A 16,927-nucleotide genomic window follows, 5' to 3' on the forward strand; every position below is an offset into this window, starting at 1 on the left:
AAATACCCGCCTGGGTTTCCGGCGGGTATTTTTTATTCCTGGCAACCGGTATCCGTTTTGCCGGATGACGGCCTGCAGTAAACGTAGCGCTATCAGGCGTTCAGGACATTGTCATTTGTCTTAATTACCCGACTGGTTTTTGGCACATGCTTTTAAACGACGCCAAAGGGTGGTGCGGCTAATCCCCAGATAACGCGCCGCAGCAGTCTTATCGCCATTAAAGCGCGCCAGCACATCCTGCAACGTGAGTGCATCCACGATTGAAGGCGTCAGTTCTGCTGTATTCACCATAAGTTCAGGTAATAATTGCCGCATAAATTGCCTGTCCAGCGTTGGCGCGGGGTCGACGCTTAAAAAAAGCGCCAGGCGCTCCATCATATTACGCAGTTCGCGAATATTACCGGGCCAGCGCCAGGCCAGCAATAGCGGCTGACACTGCGTCAATCCATGACGTACCGATTCGGTAAACGGAATTTCTATCGCCGCCAGCGACTGTTTTAAAAAGCTTTCCGCCAGCGGCAAAATATCAGCCTGCCGCTCGCGCAAAGGAGGAAGCGTCAGGCGTAGAATACTCAGGCGGTAAAATAGATCGGTACGAAAACGTCCTTGCACTATCTCCCGATCCAGATCGCAATGTGTAGCGCTGATCACCCGGACATCCACCGGGATCGGCTGGTGTCCGCCGACGCGAGTGACGGCTTTTTCCTCCAGTACGCGCAAGAGTCGGGTTTGTAACGGCAAGGGCATTTCGCCGATTTCATCCAGAAACAGCGTGCCGCCGTGCGCGATTTCAAACAGCCCCGCCCGGCCTCCTCGTCGTGAACCGGTAAACGCGCCCTCTTCATAACCAAACAGTTCCGCTTCCAGCAACGATTCGGTAATCGCGCCGCAATTGACGGCGACAAAGGGAGGGGATGGCTTATTCTGACGGTGAGGCAGGCGGTGAAAAAACGTCTGGTGAATCGCCTGCGCCGCCAGCTCTTTCCCGGTCCCCGTCTCCCCCTGAATCAGCACTGCCGCACGGGAGCGGGCATAGAGTGTAATCATCTGGCGGACCTGCTCCATTTGCGGCGAATGGCCTCGTATATCGCCCAGTTCATACCGGGTTTGTAATCCCTTGCCGGACGGATAATCAACGCGCTGGCGCCGTGTCAGACGGGTCATATCCAGCGCATCATGGAAGGCCTGACGAACGGTCGCCGCGGAATAAATAAAGATGGCGGTCATTCCCGCCTCTTCCGCCAGATCGGTAATTAATCCCGCCCCGACGACAGCCTCAATACCGTTGGCCTTAAGTTCGTTAATTTGCCCGCGCGCGTCCTCTTCGGTGATATAGCTTCGCTGTTCAAGACAGAGGTGAAACGTTTTCTGAAAGGCAAGTAAAGCCGGAATGGTCTCCTGATAGGTCACGATGCCGATAGATGAGGTGAGCTTTCCCGCTTTCGCCAACGCCTGTAACACATCGAATCCGCTGGGCTTGATGAGGATCACCGGTATTGACAGGCGACTTTTTAAATAGGCGCCGTTAGAACCCGCCGCGATAATCGCGTCGCAGCGCTCGGTCACCAGTTTTTTGCGAATGTAGGTCACCGCCTTTTCAAAGCCGAGTTGAATAGGCGTGATGGTCGCCAGATGATCGAATTCCAGACTGATATCCCGAAACAGTTCGAACAGACGCGTTACGGAGACCGTCCAGATCACCGGTTTATCGCTATTATCGCGCGGAGCGCTGTGGGCAGTCGTCATCGCAGTAGGTTCATCTTTAAGGGGCGAGTTTTTGTTTTAAACATGTTTCATGAATGTTGCAATGAAACGGAACGATTCGTTCCATGAAACGTTAGCTGACACGTTTTTCTTTTTCCTTAATCGCGCCTATTCATAACAGGGATTGCTGTAATTATCTGTTTTTAAATCTCATTGTATTTAATTTTCTCGCTGCCTCTTTGCCTGGCATAGCCTTTGCTTTGGTTAATATATCTTGAGTAACAATTTACTAACATGAGGATCGAATATGTCTCTACATTCGCCGGGGCAGGTATTTCGCGCCGCGCTCGCCAAAGAGAATCCATTGCAAATTGTCGGCGCTATCAATGCTAATCATGCTCTGTTGGCCCAACGGGCCGGGTATCAGGCGATCTATCTTTCTGGCGGCGGCGTAGCAGCGGGCTCGCTCGGACTGCCGGACCTGGGGATTTCGACGCTGGATGATGTGTTAACCGATATCCGGCGCATCACGGATGTTTGTCCGCTGCCGCTGTTGGTGGATGCGGATATCGGCTTTGGCTCCTCCGCCTTTAATGTCGCGCGGACGGTAAAGTCCATAGCCAAAGCGGGCGCCGCCGCGCTGCATATTGAAGACCAGGTTGGCGCTAAGCGCTGTGGACACCGTCCAAACAAAGCGATCGTCTCGAAAGAGGAGATGGTGGACAGGATTCGGGCGGCAGTGGATGCGCGCACCGATCCGAACTTTGTGATCATGGCGCGTACCGATGCGCTGGCGGTGGAAGGGCTGGAGGCGGCTCTCGATCGCGCGCGGGCTTACGTAGACGCGGGGGCTGACATGCTGTTCCCGGAGGCGATCACCGAACTGTCGATGTACCGCCAGTTCGCCGACGTGGCGCAGGTGCCGATCCTCGCCAACATCACTGAGTTTGGCGCGACACCGCTGTTTACTACCGACGAGTTACGCAGCGCAAACGTGGCGATGGCGCTCTATCCGCTGTCGGCGTTTCGCGCCATGAACCGCGCCGCAGAAAAAGTCTATACCGTACTGCGCCAGGAAGGGACGCAAAAGAACGTGATCGACATCATGCAGACCCGCAACGAGCTGTATGAAAGCATCAATTATTACCAGTTCGAGGAAAAACTCGACGCCCTGTACGCCAAAAAATCGTAGGCCGGATAAACGCAGTGCCATCCGACAATGCCTGATGGCGGCTGCGCCTTATCAGGCCTACGCCCTACACATTATAAAAATGACGAGGACACTATGAGCGACACCACGATCCTGCAAAATAATAACCATGTCATTAAGCCAAAAAAATCCGTCGCCTTGTCTGGCGTACCTGCCGGGAACACCGCTCTGTGTACCGTGGGAAAAAGCGGTAACGATCTGCACTATCGCGGTTACGACATTCTCGATCTGGCGGAGCACTGCGAATTTGAAGAAGTCGCGCATTTACTGATCCACGGAAAATTACCGACTCGCGACGAGCTGAATGCTTATAAAAGCAAATTAAAAGCGCTGCGCGGATTACCCGCCAATGTCCGTACCGTTCTGGAAGCCTTACCGGCAGCGTCGCACCCGATGGACGTGATGCGGACCGGCGTTTCCGCGCTGGGCTGTACCCTGCCGGAAAAAGAGGGACATACCGTCTCCGGCGCGCGGGATATTGCCGATAAGCTGTTGGCCTCGCTCAGCTCAATCCTCCTCTACTGGTATCACTACAGCCACAACGGCGAACGTATTCAGCCGGAAACCGACGATGATTCCATCGGCGGCCATTTCTTGCATCTGCTACATGGTGAAAAGCCAACTCAAAGTTGGGAAAAGGCGATGCATATTTCGCTGGTGCTATACGCCGAGCATGAGTTCAACGCCTCGACGTTTACCAGCCGGGTGATTGCCGGGACCGGTTCGGACGTCTACTCCGCGATTATCGGCGCGATTGGCGCGCTGCGCGGCCCGAAACACGGTGGGGCGAATGAGGTGTCGCTGGAAATTCAACAGCGTTATGAAACGCCGGACGAGGCGGAAGCGGATATCCGTAAACGCGTGGAAAACAAAGAGGTGGTGATTGGTTTTGGACATCCGGTTTACACCATCGCCGACCCACGCCATCAGGTGATCAAACGGGTAGCGAAACAGCTTTCAGAAGAAGGCGGCTCGCTGAAGATGTACCACATCGCCGACTGTCTGGAAACCGTGATGTGGGAGACCAAAAAGATGTTCCCCAATCTCGACTGGTTTTCGGCGGTCTCCTACAACATGATGGGCGTCCCTACCGAAATGTTCACCCCGCTGTTTGTCATCGCCCGCGTTACCGGCTGGGCGGCGCACATTATTGAACAGCGTCAGGACAACAAAATTATTCGTCCTTCCGCCAATTATACCGGCCCGGACGATCGCGAGTTTGTCGCAATCGACGAACGTTGCTAATTCACTCTTATTAAAAATAAAACGCAGGAAACGTACCCTATGTCTACCCAACAACTGAACATCCGCCCGCAATTCGACCGTGAAATTGTGGATATCGTTGATTACGTTATGAATTACGAAATCTCCTCAGAAGTCGCGTATGACACTGCGCATTACTGTCTGCTCGACACGCTCGGCTGTGGTCTGGAAGCTCTGGAATACCCAGCCTGTAAAAAATTGCTTGGGCCGATCGTGCCTGGCACCGTGGTGCCCAACGGCGCACGCGTGCCGGGCACCCAGTTCCAGCTCGATCCGGTACAGGCAGCCTTTAACATTGGCGCGATGATCCGCTGGCTCGATTTTAACGATACCTGGCTTGCCGCCGAGTGGGGCCATCCTTCCGACAACCTGGGCGGTATTCTGGCGATCGCGGATTGGTTGTCACGCAACGCCATCGCCGCCGGCAAAGCGCCGCTGACCATGAAACAGGTATTGAGCGGGATGATCAAAGCCCACGAAATTCAGGGCTGTATCGCGCTGGAAAACGCGTTTAATCGTGTCGGGCTTGACCATGTGCTGCTGGTCAAAGTGGCCTCGACCGCGGTGGTCGCTGAAATGCTGGGGCTGACGCGCGATGAGATCCTCAACGCGGTATCGCTGGCGTGGTTGGATGGGCAGTCGCTGCGCACCTATCGCCATGCGCCGAATACCGGTACGCGTAAATCCTGGGCGGCGGGCGACGCTACCTCACGCGCGGTGCGCCTGGCGCTGATGGCGAAAACTGGGGAGATGGGTTATCCGTCAGCACTGACGGCAAAAACCTGGGGCTTCTACGACGTTTCATTCAAAGGCGAAACGTTCCGTTTCCAGCGACCTTACGGCTCCTACGTGATGGAAAACGTGCTATTCAAAATTTCCTTCCCGGCAGAATTCCACTCGCAAACCGCCGTCGAAGCGGCGATGACGATGTATGAGCAGATGCAGACCGCGGGAAAAACGGCAGCGGATATCGAGAAAGTGACCATCCGCACCCACGAAGCCTGTCTCCGCATTATCGATAAAAAAGGCCCGCTCAATAACCCGGCGGACCGCGATCACTGTATCCAGTATATGGTTGCCGTGCCGTTACTGTTCGGACGGTTAACCGCGGCGGATTATGAAGACGAGGTGGCGCAGGACAAGCGTATTGACGCCCTGCGCGAGAAGATCGTGTGTTATGAGGACCCGGCTTTTACCGCCGACTATCATGACCCGGAAAAACGTGCTATTGGCAATGCGATCACCGTGGAGTTTACTGATGGCTCACGCTTTGACGAAGTTATCGTGGAGTATCCGATTGGTCATGCGCGTCGCCGCGCCGACGGTATTCCGAAGCTTATCGAAAAATTTAAAATCAACCTGGCGCGTCAGTTCCCGACTCGCCAGCAGCAACGCATTCTGGATGTCTCCCTGGACAGAACCCGCCTGGAGCAGATGCCGGTTAACGAATACCTCGATTTATATGTCATCTGAGCCAACCAGCAGTAAGGCGTAAGTTCAACAGGAGAGCGTGATGTCTTTTAGCGAATTTTATCAGCGTTCCATTAACGAACCGGAGGCGTTCTGGGCCGAGCAGGCCCGGCGTATCGACTGGCGAGAGTCGTTTACGCAGACGCTGAATCATAGCCGTCCACCGTTTGCCCGCTGGTTTTGCGGCGGCACCACTAATTTATGTCATAACGCCGTTGACCGCTGGCTGGATAAACAGCCGGAGGCGCTGGCGCTGATTGCCGTCTCATCAGAGACCGATGAAGAGCGCACGTTTACCTTCAGCCAGTTGCATAATGAAGTTAACGTTGTGGCCGCCATGTTGTTGTCGCTGGGCGTGCAGCGTGGCGATCGCGTATTGGTCTATATGCCGATGATTGCCGAAGCGCAGATAACGCTGCTGGCCTGCGCGCGTATTGGCGCGATCCATTCGGTGGTCTTTGGCGGTTTTGCCTCGCACAGCGTGGCGGCGCGAATTGACGATGCCAGACCGGCGCTGATTGTATCGGCGGATGCCGGGATGCGCGGCGGTAAAATCCTGCCGTATAAAAAGCTGCTCGATGACGCTATTGCGCAGGCGCAGTATCAGCCGAAACACGTTCTGCTGGTTGACAGAGGGCTGGCGAAAATGGCGTGGGCGGACGGGCGCGATCTGGATTTTGCCACGTTGCGCCAGCAGCATCTCGGCGCGAGCGTGCCGGTGGCGTGGCTGGAATCCAATGAAACGTCGTGCATTCTTTATACCTCCGGCACTACCGGCAAGCCGAAAGGCGTCCAGCGCGATGTCGGCGGCTACGCGGTGGCGCTGGCAACCTCGATGGACACCATCTTTGGCGGCAAAACGGGCGGCGTGTTCTTTTGCGCATCGGATATCGGTTGGGTGGTAGGACATTCTTACATTGTCTACGCGCCGCTGTTGGCAGGCATGGCGACTATTGTTTACGAAGGACTGCCGACGTACCCGGACTGCGGGGTCTGGTGGAAGATTGTCGAGAAATACCAGGTTAACCGGATGTTCTCCGCCCCGACCGCGATTCGCGTGCTGAAAAAATTCCCGACGGCGCAAATTCGCAATCACGATCTCTCCTCGCTGGAGGCGCTTTATCTGGCCGGTGAGCCGCTGGACGAGCCGACTGCCGCCTGGGTGACGGAGACGCTGGGCGTGCCGGTCATCGACAATTATTGGCAGACGGAGTCCGGCTGGCCGATCATGGCGCTGGCGCGCGCGCTGGACGACAGGCCATCGCGTCTGGGAAGCCCAGGCGTGCCGATGTACGGTTATAACGTCCAGCTACTCAATGAAGTCACCGGCGAACCCTGCGGCATAAACGAAAAAGGAATGCTGGTAATCGAAGGGCCGCTGCCGCCGGGTTGTATTCAGACTATTTGGGGCGACGATGCGCGTTTTGTGAAGACTTACTGGTCGCTGTTTAACCGTCAGGTTTATGCCACCTTCGACTGGGGAATCCGCGATGCCGAGGGCTATTACTTTATTCTGGGCCGTACCGATGATGTAATTAATATTGCTGGTCATCGACTGGGGACGCGAGAAATAGAAGAAAGTATCTCCAGTTACCCGAACGTGGCGGAAGTTGCGGTGGTGGGGATAAAAGACGATCTGAAAGGGCAGGTGGCGGTGGCGTTCGTCATTCCTAAACAGGGCGACACGCTGGCGGATCGCGAGGCGGCGCGCGGCGAGGAAAAAGCGATTATGGCGCTGGTGGACAACCAGATCGGTAACTTTGGTCGTCCGGCTCATGTCTGGTTTGTCTCGCAGCTCCCCAAAACGCGCTCCGGAAAGATGCTTCGCCGCACGATCCAGGCGATCTGCGAAGGCCGCGATCCGGGCGATCTGACGACCATTGACGATCCCGCGTCGTTGCAGCAAATTCGCCAGGCGATCGAGGAATAACCGTAGGCCGGATAGACCGCGTTGTTGGCACTATCCGGCGATGGGTCAGTGCCAAAGATTGAATATTGGGGGAGACAGGTACTGTAAAGTCGGGAAAGGGCGGCAGAGCACCGCCCTGTGACAGAATTAACGCAGAATGTTTTTCTCAGCCAGATCCAGCGCGAAGTAACTGAAAATCAAATCGGCGCCGGCGCGTTTAATCGAGCCCAGACTTTCCAGCACGACCCTTTCTTCATCAATGGCGCCAGCCATAGCAGCAAATTTAATCATAGCGTATTCACCGCTCACCTGGTAAGCGCCAAGCGGCAACTCTGTGCGTTCGCGGATTTCACGCAGCACGTCCAGATACGCGCCGGCCGGTTTCACCATTAAGCAATCCGCGCCCTGGGCTTCGTCGAGCAGTGATTCGCGAATTGCTTCACGGCGGTTCATCGGATTCATTTGATACGTCTTGCGGTCGCCTTTTAACGCGGTACCCGCTGCTTCACGGAAGGGGCCGTAGAAAGAAGAGGCGAACTTAGTGGAGTAGGACATTATTGCCGTATCGGTAAAACCGGCGGCGTCCAGCGCCTGGCGGATGGCCTGGACTTGTCCATCCATTGCCGCAGAGGGCGCAATAAAATCTGCTCCAGCCGCCGCCGCGACAACGGCCTGCTTACCGAGGTTGGCCAGCGTCGCATCGTTATCCACACCGTGTTCGCACAACACGCCGCAGTGACCGTGCGAGGTGTATTCGCAGAAGCAGGTGTCGGACATGACGATCATCTCCGGCACGGTTTGCTTACAGATGCGGGACATTCTCGCTACCAGGCCGTCTTCTTTCCAGGCATCGCTGCCGGTGTCATCAGTATGGTGAGAAATGCCGAAGGTCATAACGGAACGAATACCAGCATTTGCGATACGTTCAATTTCTCGCGCCAGGTGCTTTTCCGGGATGCGCATTACGCCGGGCATGGCGTCAATAGCTTTGTAATCGTCGAGTTCTTCTTCAACAAAGATCGGCAACACCAGGTCGTTCAGGCTGAGTGTTGTCTCTTCAAACATGGCGCGCAACGCAGCGGATTTGCGCAGGCGGCGAGGGCGATGGATAAGGTCTGTCATGGTCTGCCTGATGTTTGTGGAATCGAAGGCCTAGTATACCTGAATCTGTAGGCAGATGTTTTACGAAAACGGTCCTTAACGCAGCGGGCGCAACGCTAGCGCCGGAAGATAATAGTACTGGTTTATATACTGGAAATTAATATTTTAAAGTGTGACGCATTTTTAGGAGCAATTAATTTTGCAGTAATTTTAGTTTTATTTCATTTCTTTTTAAGTAAGAGACGTACTGTCTGTTATTCATGTTTATGTTGTATTTCTATTAAATATATTATTCTTATATGTATTCCATTTTCTTGACTTGCTTGCAACTTGCTGAAATAAAAGTTATTTTTATAGTTTTATTTCGCTTTTGGAAACGTATTTAATTCATGTCCGAATCCGGACTGAGGGTAAAGAATAATTGAACCTTTCAGCGATGACGCCGCATAATCGTCCTTGCTAAATGGAAAAAAACACCGTTGGTACTTGTCTGACCAGCGTTCGTCATGGTCTGGCGGATAATGGCGGCGCAGGGGGAAGCTACTTTGACGGTAACTTGAGTTACTCTCGCTTCAACAACGACTTATCTGCTAACATGAGCGACGGTACTTACGTTGACGGCAACACCGCTTCTGACGCTTGATTTCAAACTGGTTTACGTTTACGACGACTCCAACAGCGATGCTGACGTAAACGACGACTCTATCGATATTGGTATAGAAGGCGCTGCGGCTGGATACTCAGTTCAGCTTCACGAAGGACTTCAGCACCTACAACGATGCTAACAACCTCGGCGGCGGTGATGTTGAGCAAGACTGGTCTGCAAACGTTGGTATTAAATATACCTGGTAATTCATTTCTCTCAGGAGAAATAAAGGTAATTTAAACTGAAAAATGCCCGTCAAGGACCTGACGGGCATTATTGCAAGGAATGCATATGTTATCTTTAAGCAAGCCACTCCAGGAATTCAGGAAACTCGATAAATGCCTTTCTAAGCATGGTACGCGTTTCGAATTTGTTAACGATAAAGAGATTATTTGTTCACCTGATGAAAGTAACACCCATACCTTTGTTATTTTAGAGGGGGTTGTTTCGTTGATCCGGGGTGATAAAGTTCTTATTGGTATTGTGCAGGCCCCCTTTATTTTCGGCTTAGCCGATGGTGTGGTGAAAAAAGAGCCTCAATATAAATTAATTGCGGAGAGCGGTTGCATCGGTTATCGCCTCTCATCATCACAAACTCTCGCTATCATTGAGCAGAACCAACTGTGGCGTGAAGCATTCTGCTGGTTAGCATGGAAAAGTCAGGTACTGGAACTTCGTGACAGGCAGCTCATTGGTAATAATTCTTACGACCAGATTCGGGCGACGTTAATAACAATGATTGAGTGGGATGAAGAACTTCGCTCACGTATTGGTGTTATGAATTATATTCATCAACGAACGCGCGTATCGCGATCGGTGGTGGCGGAAGTACTCGCGGCCCTGCGTAAGGGTAATTATATTGAAATGAATAAAGGCAAACTGATCAGTATTAACCGTTTGCCCTCCGAATATTAACAAAAATGTCGTGCCTCGTCTGATATACGGCGAAGCACGACGACTCAGGATGCAGGAATGATAATGGGTTTATTGCCGCTTAACTCAGTAACCAAATCGTTAATACCGTCGCTCATATTGGTAAATCGAGTGAGGGGGGTACGGGTTACGACCACAAAAGCGCCAATATTATATTGTGGGATCATCGCCATATAGGTAATAAAACCGCCGCCGCCGCCCGTTTTCTGGATAATGCCAGGACGTCCGTCTTTTGGCGCCATATAGACCCAGCCCAGACCGAGTGCGTCGGCTTTACCCGGTACGTCCATCCCAATCATTTTTTTTAGCTGCGTGCGCTGATAAATCAACGTTTGCATACGATCGGCCTGATGGCTACGGTGATAGAAATCTGACGACAGATACTGTTGCATCCAGCGCATCATATCTCCTGGCGTAGAATAAACCCCGCCGCTGCCGATAGCTGCCAGCGTATTATTACAGGGGCTTGCGCCTTTCTCTGCCACCATCAGACGCTTACACTGATCGGGAGAGGGAGTAAACGTGGTGTCTTTCATTCCCAGCGGGCGGGTAATCTTTTCTTCAAACAGTTGCGTATAAGGTTTGCCGGAGGCGGTCGCCAGCGCGTCGGCTAACAGATCGAACGCCAGATTGGAATAGGCCGCCTGCGAGCCCGGTGCTACTTTTAAGGCCGCTGTGGAGATCCAGTTCCAGCGTTGTTCGCGGGTTGGCCAGACAAATACCGGACGATGCGCCGCGCCGCCGGGCTGTTCTCGCGGAAGCGCGCTGGTATGGGTCGCTAAGTTGACCAGCGTAATCGGCGTGCCTTGATACGTCGGGACATGCGCGCCGGGAGGGGCATATTTGCTAAGAGGATCGTTTAATTTTACCGTTCCCTGATCGAGCAATTTCACCAACATTTCACTGGTCATTAGCTTGGTGAGAGAAGCGATACGAATAACCGAATCAAGCTGTGGACGAACATTATTGCCCGGTCTGGTTTCACCGAAACTACGAAACACGCGTTGATTGCCGTCGATTACCACCAGCGCCATGCCCGTGGCGCCGCTACCATAAAAGATATGCTCGGCGTAACGATCAACGATATCAGAGGCAAAAACCGGATCGGCAATCGGCTGAGCCGCCTGGACAGAAGTAAGTGATGCCGCAAACAGTGTTGCAGTAAAAAGCAGACTACGTTTCAACGGTGATGTCCATAAATGAAATAACGGAGGTTATGCGTATTTATACTACCCGGCGGCACATTGCAAAGTGTTAAAGAGAAAAAAGTGGGTGAGAAAACGTAACGGCGGGTTTTCGTGATGGAGAATGTTTACTTTAGTGATATCGCGCTTGTGATAACCTGATAGCGTTAGCCGGCATGCTCATGTATGAAACTCGTCGAAACAATTCTATTGAGCAGAAGTGCGAACTAAGCGTCACAACGTAGGTCACAATGCCTGGTTTAGCCCTTTCATTTGCCAGGGCATGGCTTGATATTGCCGTCGTCACAGTAGCCGTAATAAAGATAAGAAGTTAGCAGGAGAGCATGATGTTTAAATCTTTTTTCCCAAAGCCAGGGCCGTTTTTCATTTCGGCGTTTGTTTGGGCGCTGATCGCCGTCATTTTCTGGCAGGCGGGAGGAGGAGATTGGGTGGCGCGACTTGTGGGAGCATCCGATAAGGTGCCTATCAGCGCCGCGCGATTCTGGTCGCTGGACTATCTGATTTTTTATGCTTATTACCTGATTTGCGTTGGTTTATTTGCAACGTTCTGGTTCATCTATAGCCCGCACCGCTGGCAGTACTGGTCGATACTTGGCACCTCGCTCATTATTTTTGTCACCTGGTTTTTGGTGGAGGTCGGCGTCGCGGTTAACGCCTGGTACGCGCCGTTCTATGATTTGATTCAAACGGCGCTCAGCTCGCCGCACAAGGTAACTCTTGGTCAATTTTATTATGAAGTGGGGGTGTTTCTCGGTATTGCGCTTATCGCCGTGGTGATCGGCGTGCTGAACAACTTTTTTGTCAGCCACTATGTATTTCGCTGGCGTACCGCAATGAATGAGCACTATATGGCGCACTGGCAGTATCTGCGCCATATCGAAGGGGCCGCCCAGCGTGTGCAGGAAGACACCATGCGTTTTGCCTCTACACTGGAGAATATGGGCGTGAGTTTTATCAATGCCATTATGACGCTCATCGCCTTCTTGCCGGTGTTAGTCACCCTGTCAGCGCATGTGCCGGATTTACCTGTCGTGGGACATGTTCCTTACGGCCTGGTCATTGCCGCCATAGTCTGGTCATTAATGGGTACGGGCCTGCTGGCGGTCGTCGGGATCAAATTGCCGGGGCTGGAATTTAAAAATCAGCGAGTGGAAGCGGCTTATCGTAAAGAGTTGGTCTACGGCGAAGATGACGCCAGCCGCGCCACGCCGCCAACCGTCCGTGAACTGTTTAGCGCGGTGCGCCATAACTACTTCCGTCTCTACTTTCACTATATGTATTTCAACATTGCGCGCATTCTCTATTTGCAGGTTGATAACGTTTTCGGTTTGTTCCTGCTGTTTCCTTCCATTGTTGCCGGTACGATTACGCTGGGTCTGATGACGCAAATCACCAACGTGTTTGGCCAGGTGCGCGGTTCGTTCCAGTATTTGATTAACTCCTGGACGACGCTGGTGGAGCTGATGTCTATCTATAAACGTTTACGTAGTTTTGAACGCCAGTTGGATGGTCAGCCAGTTCAGGATGTGACCCACTCTTTTAGCTAACAGAAGGAAACGTTATGCCGGCGGCGTCCCGTCTTTATCCTCTGCCTTTTCTGGCGATCGCAATATTGGCTGGCTGTAGTAGTCAATCCGGGCAGCCTGTGAACAAGGGCGAGAAGCCTGTCGACGTTGCAAGCGTAGTACGCCAGAAAATGCCGGCCAGTGTCAAAGACAGAGAAGCCTGGGCGAAAGATATCGCGACAACGTTTAAGAGCCAGGGGCTGGCGCCGACGGTAGAAAATATCTGTTCGGTGCTGGCTGTCGTCCAGCAGGAGTCCGGTTATCAGGCTGACCCTGTCGTGCCGGGGCTAAGTAAAATAGCCTGGCAGGAGATTGATCGTCGTGCTGAGCGACTGCACATTCCGCTGTTTCTGGTGCACACCGCGCTGAAAATTAACTCCCCCAACGGGAAGAGCTATAGCGAACGCCTGGATACGGTAAAAACCGAAAAACAGCTTAGCGCTATTTTTGACGATTTTATCAATATGGTTCCTATGGGGCAGACGCTATTCGGCTCATATAACCCGGTGCATACGGGGGGCCCGATGCAGGTCAGTATCGCCTTTTCCGAACAGCACGCTAAAGGCTATCCGTGGAAGATGGCGGGCACGGTACGTCAGGAGGTGTTTACGCGCCGTGGCGGACTGTGGTTTGGAACATACCATTTGCTGAATTACCCGGCGAACTACAGCGCGCCTGTTTTCCGCTTCGCCGATTTCAACGCCGGATGGTATGCCAGCCGTAACGCCGCGTTCCAGAATGCCGTCAGTAAAGCCAGCGGCGTAAAACTGGCGCTGGATGGCGATCTGATTCGTTATAACAGCAAGGAACCGGGTAAAACAGAGTTAGCGGCGCGCAAACTGGCAGAACAGTTGGGAATGAGTGAGCGTGAGATTCGCAGCCAACTGGAGAAGGGCGATAGCCTGGCGTTTGAAAAAACGGCGCTCTACAAGAACGTCTATAAACTGGCCGAGGCCAAAACGGGCAGGACGCTTGCGCGGGAAATGTTGCCCGGTATTCAACTGGAAAGCCCGAAGATCACGCGCAAGCTGACGACCGCCTGGTTTGCTAAGCGAGTTGATGAACGGCGGGCGCAGTGTATGGGGCGATAAATTTTGCGCTGGGATATTTTCGCCAGCGCGCTAAGGTTTACTGGTGACGGTGACGCCAGCGCAAAAACGCGGCGATAACGGCAAAAATGAGGCAGCCCGTGAGGAAGGGCACCAGGCCAAAAATCGTCCCGACGCCCAGCCCAATCTCTACCCGTGGTCGACCTGTATCCTGTACCTGCATCAGATGCTCATAGATGCCCGGCGCATGAACCAGCAGGTTTAAAAGCTGCGCCCCGGCCCAGAAGCAAAACAGTACAAATACGGCGTAAGCAATATTTCCTGGCGCAGAGGAGGTTTCTCGATGTTTCCCGCTGAACAGCGATTTTGAGAGAGTGAAATCAGCCATAAAGACCTCCAGGGTGATCGGCTACGATCTGGCGTTATGCCATCGGCTTACTGTGAAGTCTGACAGGTCATTGTGTTTGTCAATATCAGAATCATGGTAATTTCACATACGGAATGTATCCATCGCGTAAATTTTTGTTAGTTGTCACAAAATTATCACTTTTATCTAAATCAATTAACATTTAAGAAATTCCGTATCCCCCACAGACTCGCCCGCAAGAAGTATGCAAAAATACATTTTTGCTGTTGTTAATACGTCGGAGTTGTTATGCATTTGCCTGTAAAAATTCGTCGTGACTGGCACTACTATGCCTTCGTTATTGGCCTTATCTTTATTTTGAATGGCGTCGTAGGATTGCTGGGTTTTGAGGCGAAAGGATGGCAAACCTATGGCGTTGGGCTGGTAACATGGATTATTAGCTTCTGGCTGGCGGGGTTCATCATTCGTCGGCGCGAAGATGATGAGGCAAAAGACGCCCGATAAACGTTGCGCTATCGGGCGTGCGTTATTACATCGTGGTTTTTAAGGCGTTATCCGCCGCATGGCGTTCCAGCGCCAGCTCAATCAGGCGGCTGATCAAATCGGTATAGCCCAATCCGCTCGCCTGCCAGAGTTTTGGATACATACTGATATTGGTAAAACCTGGCAGCGTATTGATCTCGTTAATCACGACCTCATTGTCTGTCGTTAAAAAGACATCGACACGAGCCATACCCGCGCAGCCCAGCGTCTGATAAGCCTGGATCGCGATCGCGCGGATCTTGTCATTCACCTCGGAAGGGATCTGCGCAGGCACGACAACCTGTGCGCCATTATCATCAATATACTTGGTATCGTAGGCGTAAAATTCGCTATTCAGTACGATTTCGCCACAGGTACTGGCCTGCGGGCTACTGTTACCTAATACGGCGCATTCGATCTCGCGCCCTTTGATCCCTTGCTCCACCACCACTTTATGATCGAACTCGAAGGCCAGCGCGACCGCCTGTTGATATTGCGCCTCGTTGGCGACTTTACTTACGCCGACTGAAGAGCCCTGATTAGCGGGCTTCACGAACAGCGGCAGTCCCAGACGAGACTCTATCTCGGCAAAGCTAAACGCGTGGCGGTTCGCCCGGGTGAGAGTAATAAACGGGGCGATATTCAGTCCTGCATCGCGCAGCAGTCGTTTGGCGACGTCTTTATCCATGCAGGCCGCGGAGCTCAGAACGTCTGAACCGACAAACGGTAAGTTTGCGACGCGCAGCATCCCCTGCAATGAGCCGTCTTCACCCAGCGTACCGTGGACGATAGGAAAAATGACATCTACCGTCGGCAGCGGTTGCCCGTTCTGGGCGTTAATCAATTGGTGTTCGTGTTTGCCAGGCACCTGGGCCAGACTGATTGCCGAAGGGCGTAGCGCGATATGTGCCGGATCGTCTGCATTCTGCAAATAATTTTCCGCATCGTTAACATGCCATTGTCCCGCCTTATCTATCCCTAACAGCACTACGTCGAAGCGGGTTTTATCGATCGCATCAACGATATTTTTCGCTGATTGCAAAGACACTTCATGTTCCGCTGACTTACCGCCAAATACTATTCCTACCCGCAATTTCGCCATCTTAAAAACCCATTCCATCGAATGCAAAGCGTATACATTACCACGACAAAACGCGGGTTTCGCGGGCTTCTGCCATAATGTTTATGGGATGTGAGAACGGAGGCCGCGTGAGAGGTAAGGGTTTTCTGATTATTGTGCTGTTGGGCGGCATTGGCGGGCTGGGATATCGTTATCTTCCTTCTTATTATAATCCTTTTGCCCCGTTACAACTTGCCGATCCGCCAGGCTGGATCACTACTTTCAAACTACAGCGCCTTACGTCGCCACAGTGCCGGGAACTTTTGACGGCGGCTAATCAACAGGGATTAATTTCATCACAGCCTGTTGTGGATAGCGCTGGCGAATGTCCATTAACCCATGTTGTGCGTGTCAAAGATTTTGGCCAGGTAAAATTGAGCAGTAGTTTTTTAGCCTCCTGCCCGTTGGCGCTGAGCTCCGCGCTGTTTGTCGAACAGCAGGCAAAACCCTTAACAGAAACCTGGATGAGGCGCCGCCTGACCCGCATCGAACATCTGGGCAGCTATGCCTGTCGTAATATTTATCACCGCCCGGATGCGCGGCGCAGCGAACATGCCGGCGCAGAAGCGCTGGATGTCAGCGGGTTTCAACTGTCGGATGGACGGAGAGTTACTGTCCTGCGAGGCTGGAAGCGTGAGGAGACAGGGCCCTGGCTGCGCGCTATGTTAAACGCCAGTTGCCATTATTATGGAAATGGGCTCGGGCCTGACTATAACGTTGCTCATGCTAACCATTTTCACCTGGGGATGCGTGGCTACGGCGTGTGTCGTTAAAGCATAAACGTCTGAGCTGTGCGCCTATATAATGTGATATATTTCACAAAAATGATGAACGGTGAGACAAAATAGCAAAGTGTGACGTAT

Annotated in this window: 14 protein-coding genes and 1 pseudogene; 10 read left to right on the top strand and 5 right to left on the bottom strand. The window is 52.7% G+C overall.

Annotated elements, in window-relative coordinates; translation table 11 throughout:
• Positions 1–120: 120 nt before the first annotated feature.
• The gene (prpR, locus tag F4V72_RS11685; RefSeq protein ID WP_070801540.1) at positions 121–1,746 is read right to left on the bottom strand and encodes a propionate catabolism operon regulatory protein PrpR; all 1,626 of its coding nucleotides are present in this window, start codon (positions 1,744–1,746) and stop codon (positions 121–123) included.
• 265 nt (positions 1,747–2,011) lie between these two features.
• Between prpR and prpB the strand changes: the two genes are divergently transcribed.
• The 4 genes from prpB to prpE all read left to right on the top strand — a co-directional run bounded on the left by prpB (position 2,012) and on the right by prpE (position 7,577).
• Positions 2,012–2,896, top strand: coding sequence for a methylisocitrate lyase (gene prpB / locus F4V72_RS11690; protein WP_023246117.1), 885 nt, complete (start codon positions 2,012–2,014; stop codon positions 2,894–2,896).
• Positions 2,897–2,989: 93 nt separating this feature from the next.
• Positions 2,990–4,159 carry a bifunctional 2-methylcitrate synthase/citrate synthase gene (gene prpC, locus F4V72_RS11695; protein ID WP_023246118.1) on the top strand — a complete coding sequence of 390 codons (1,170 nt, stop codon included), beginning with the start codon at positions 2,990–2,992 and terminating at the stop codon, positions 4,157–4,159.
• Between the two features lie 39 nt (positions 4,160–4,198).
• Entirely contained in the window at positions 4,199–5,650 is a 1,452-nt protein-coding gene (locus F4V72_RS11700; RefSeq protein ID WP_136058436.1) for a bifunctional 2-methylcitrate dehydratase/aconitate hydratase, read from the top strand.
• 40 nt (positions 5,651–5,690) lie between these two features.
• The gene (gene prpE / locus F4V72_RS11705) at positions 5,691–7,577 is read left to right on the top strand and encodes a propionate--CoA ligase (RefSeq protein WP_023246120.1); all 1,887 of its coding nucleotides are present in this window, start codon (positions 5,691–5,693) and stop codon (positions 7,575–7,577) included.
• 126 nt (positions 7,578–7,703) lie between these two features.
• Here prpE and hemB read toward each other — a convergent pair whose 3' ends face one another.
• On the bottom strand, positions 7,704–8,678 hold the full coding sequence (gene hemB / locus F4V72_RS11710) for a porphobilinogen synthase (protein ID WP_053508591.1): 975 nt from the start codon (positions 8,676–8,678) through the stop codon (positions 7,704–7,706).
• 442 nt (positions 8,679–9,120) lie between these two features.
• On the opposite strand from hemB, the pseudogene F4V72_RS11715 reads away from it, so the two are divergent.
• Together F4V72_RS11715 and iprA are read left to right on the top strand one after the other, a co-directional pair.
• Positions 9,121–9,509: pseudogene (locus tag F4V72_RS11715) on the top strand (autotransporter outer membrane beta-barrel domain-containing protein); the annotation flags it as partial.
• Between the two features lie 85 nt (positions 9,510–9,594).
• Positions 9,595–10,218, top strand: coding sequence for a hydrogen peroxide resistance inhibitor IprA (gene iprA / locus F4V72_RS11720; protein ID WP_053529219.1), 624 nt, complete (start codon positions 9,595–9,597; stop codon positions 10,216–10,218).
• 44 nt (positions 10,219–10,262) lie between these two features.
• On the opposite strand, the gene ampH is transcribed toward iprA, so the two are convergent.
• On the bottom strand, positions 10,263–11,420 hold the full coding sequence (gene ampH / locus F4V72_RS11725; protein WP_023246123.1) for a D-alanyl-D-alanine-carboxypeptidase/endopeptidase AmpH: 1,158 nt from the start codon (positions 11,418–11,420) through the stop codon (positions 10,263–10,265).
• A gap of 347 nt (positions 11,421–11,767) precedes the next feature.
• Here ampH and sbmA point away from each other — a divergent pair, with 347 nt between their 5' ends.
• Positions 11,768–12,988 carry a peptide antibiotic transporter SbmA gene (gene sbmA / locus F4V72_RS11730; RefSeq protein WP_023246124.1) on the top strand — a complete coding sequence of 407 codons (1,221 nt, stop codon included), beginning with the start codon at positions 11,768–11,770 and terminating at the stop codon, positions 12,986–12,988.
• A gap of 14 nt (positions 12,989–13,002) precedes the next feature.
• Positions 13,003–14,097 (top strand): surface-exposed outer membrane lipoprotein YaiW, encoded by a 1,095-nt coding sequence (gene yaiW, locus F4V72_RS11735; RefSeq protein ID WP_114048626.1) that lies wholly within the window; start codon positions 13,003–13,005, stop codon positions 14,095–14,097.
• Between the two features lie 37 nt (positions 14,098–14,134).
• Here yaiW and F4V72_RS11740 read toward each other — a convergent pair whose 3' ends face one another.
• The gene (locus F4V72_RS11740) at positions 14,135–14,443 is read right to left on the bottom strand and encodes a YaiY family protein (protein ID WP_000763138.1); all 309 of its coding nucleotides are present in this window, start codon (positions 14,441–14,443) and stop codon (positions 14,135–14,137) included.
• 267 nt (positions 14,444–14,710) lie between these two features.
• Here F4V72_RS11740 and F4V72_RS11745 point away from each other — a divergent pair, with 267 nt between their 5' ends.
• The gene (locus tag F4V72_RS11745; protein WP_063390193.1) at positions 14,711–14,926 is read left to right on the top strand and encodes a DUF2754 family protein; all 216 of its coding nucleotides are present in this window, start codon (positions 14,711–14,713) and stop codon (positions 14,924–14,926) included.
• A 25-nt stretch (positions 14,927–14,951) separates the two neighbouring features.
• On the opposite strand, the gene ddlA is transcribed toward F4V72_RS11745, so the two are convergent.
• Positions 14,952–16,046, bottom strand: coding sequence for a D-alanine--D-alanine ligase (ddlA, locus tag F4V72_RS11750; RefSeq protein WP_023246127.1), 1,095 nt, complete (start codon positions 16,044–16,046; stop codon positions 14,952–14,954).
• Positions 16,047–16,123: 77 nt separating this feature from the next.
• Here ddlA and F4V72_RS11755 point away from each other — a divergent pair, with 77 nt between their 5' ends.
• Positions 16,124–16,837, top strand: coding sequence for an extensin-like domain-containing protein (locus F4V72_RS11755; protein ID WP_136058435.1), 714 nt, complete (start codon positions 16,124–16,126; stop codon positions 16,835–16,837).
• Positions 16,838–16,927: the final 90 nt, after the last annotated feature.

This window comes from Salmonella enterica subsp. diarizonae (assembly GCF_008692785.1).
GTDB lineage: Bacteria > Pseudomonadota > Gammaproteobacteria > Enterobacterales > Enterobacteriaceae > Salmonella > Salmonella diarizonae.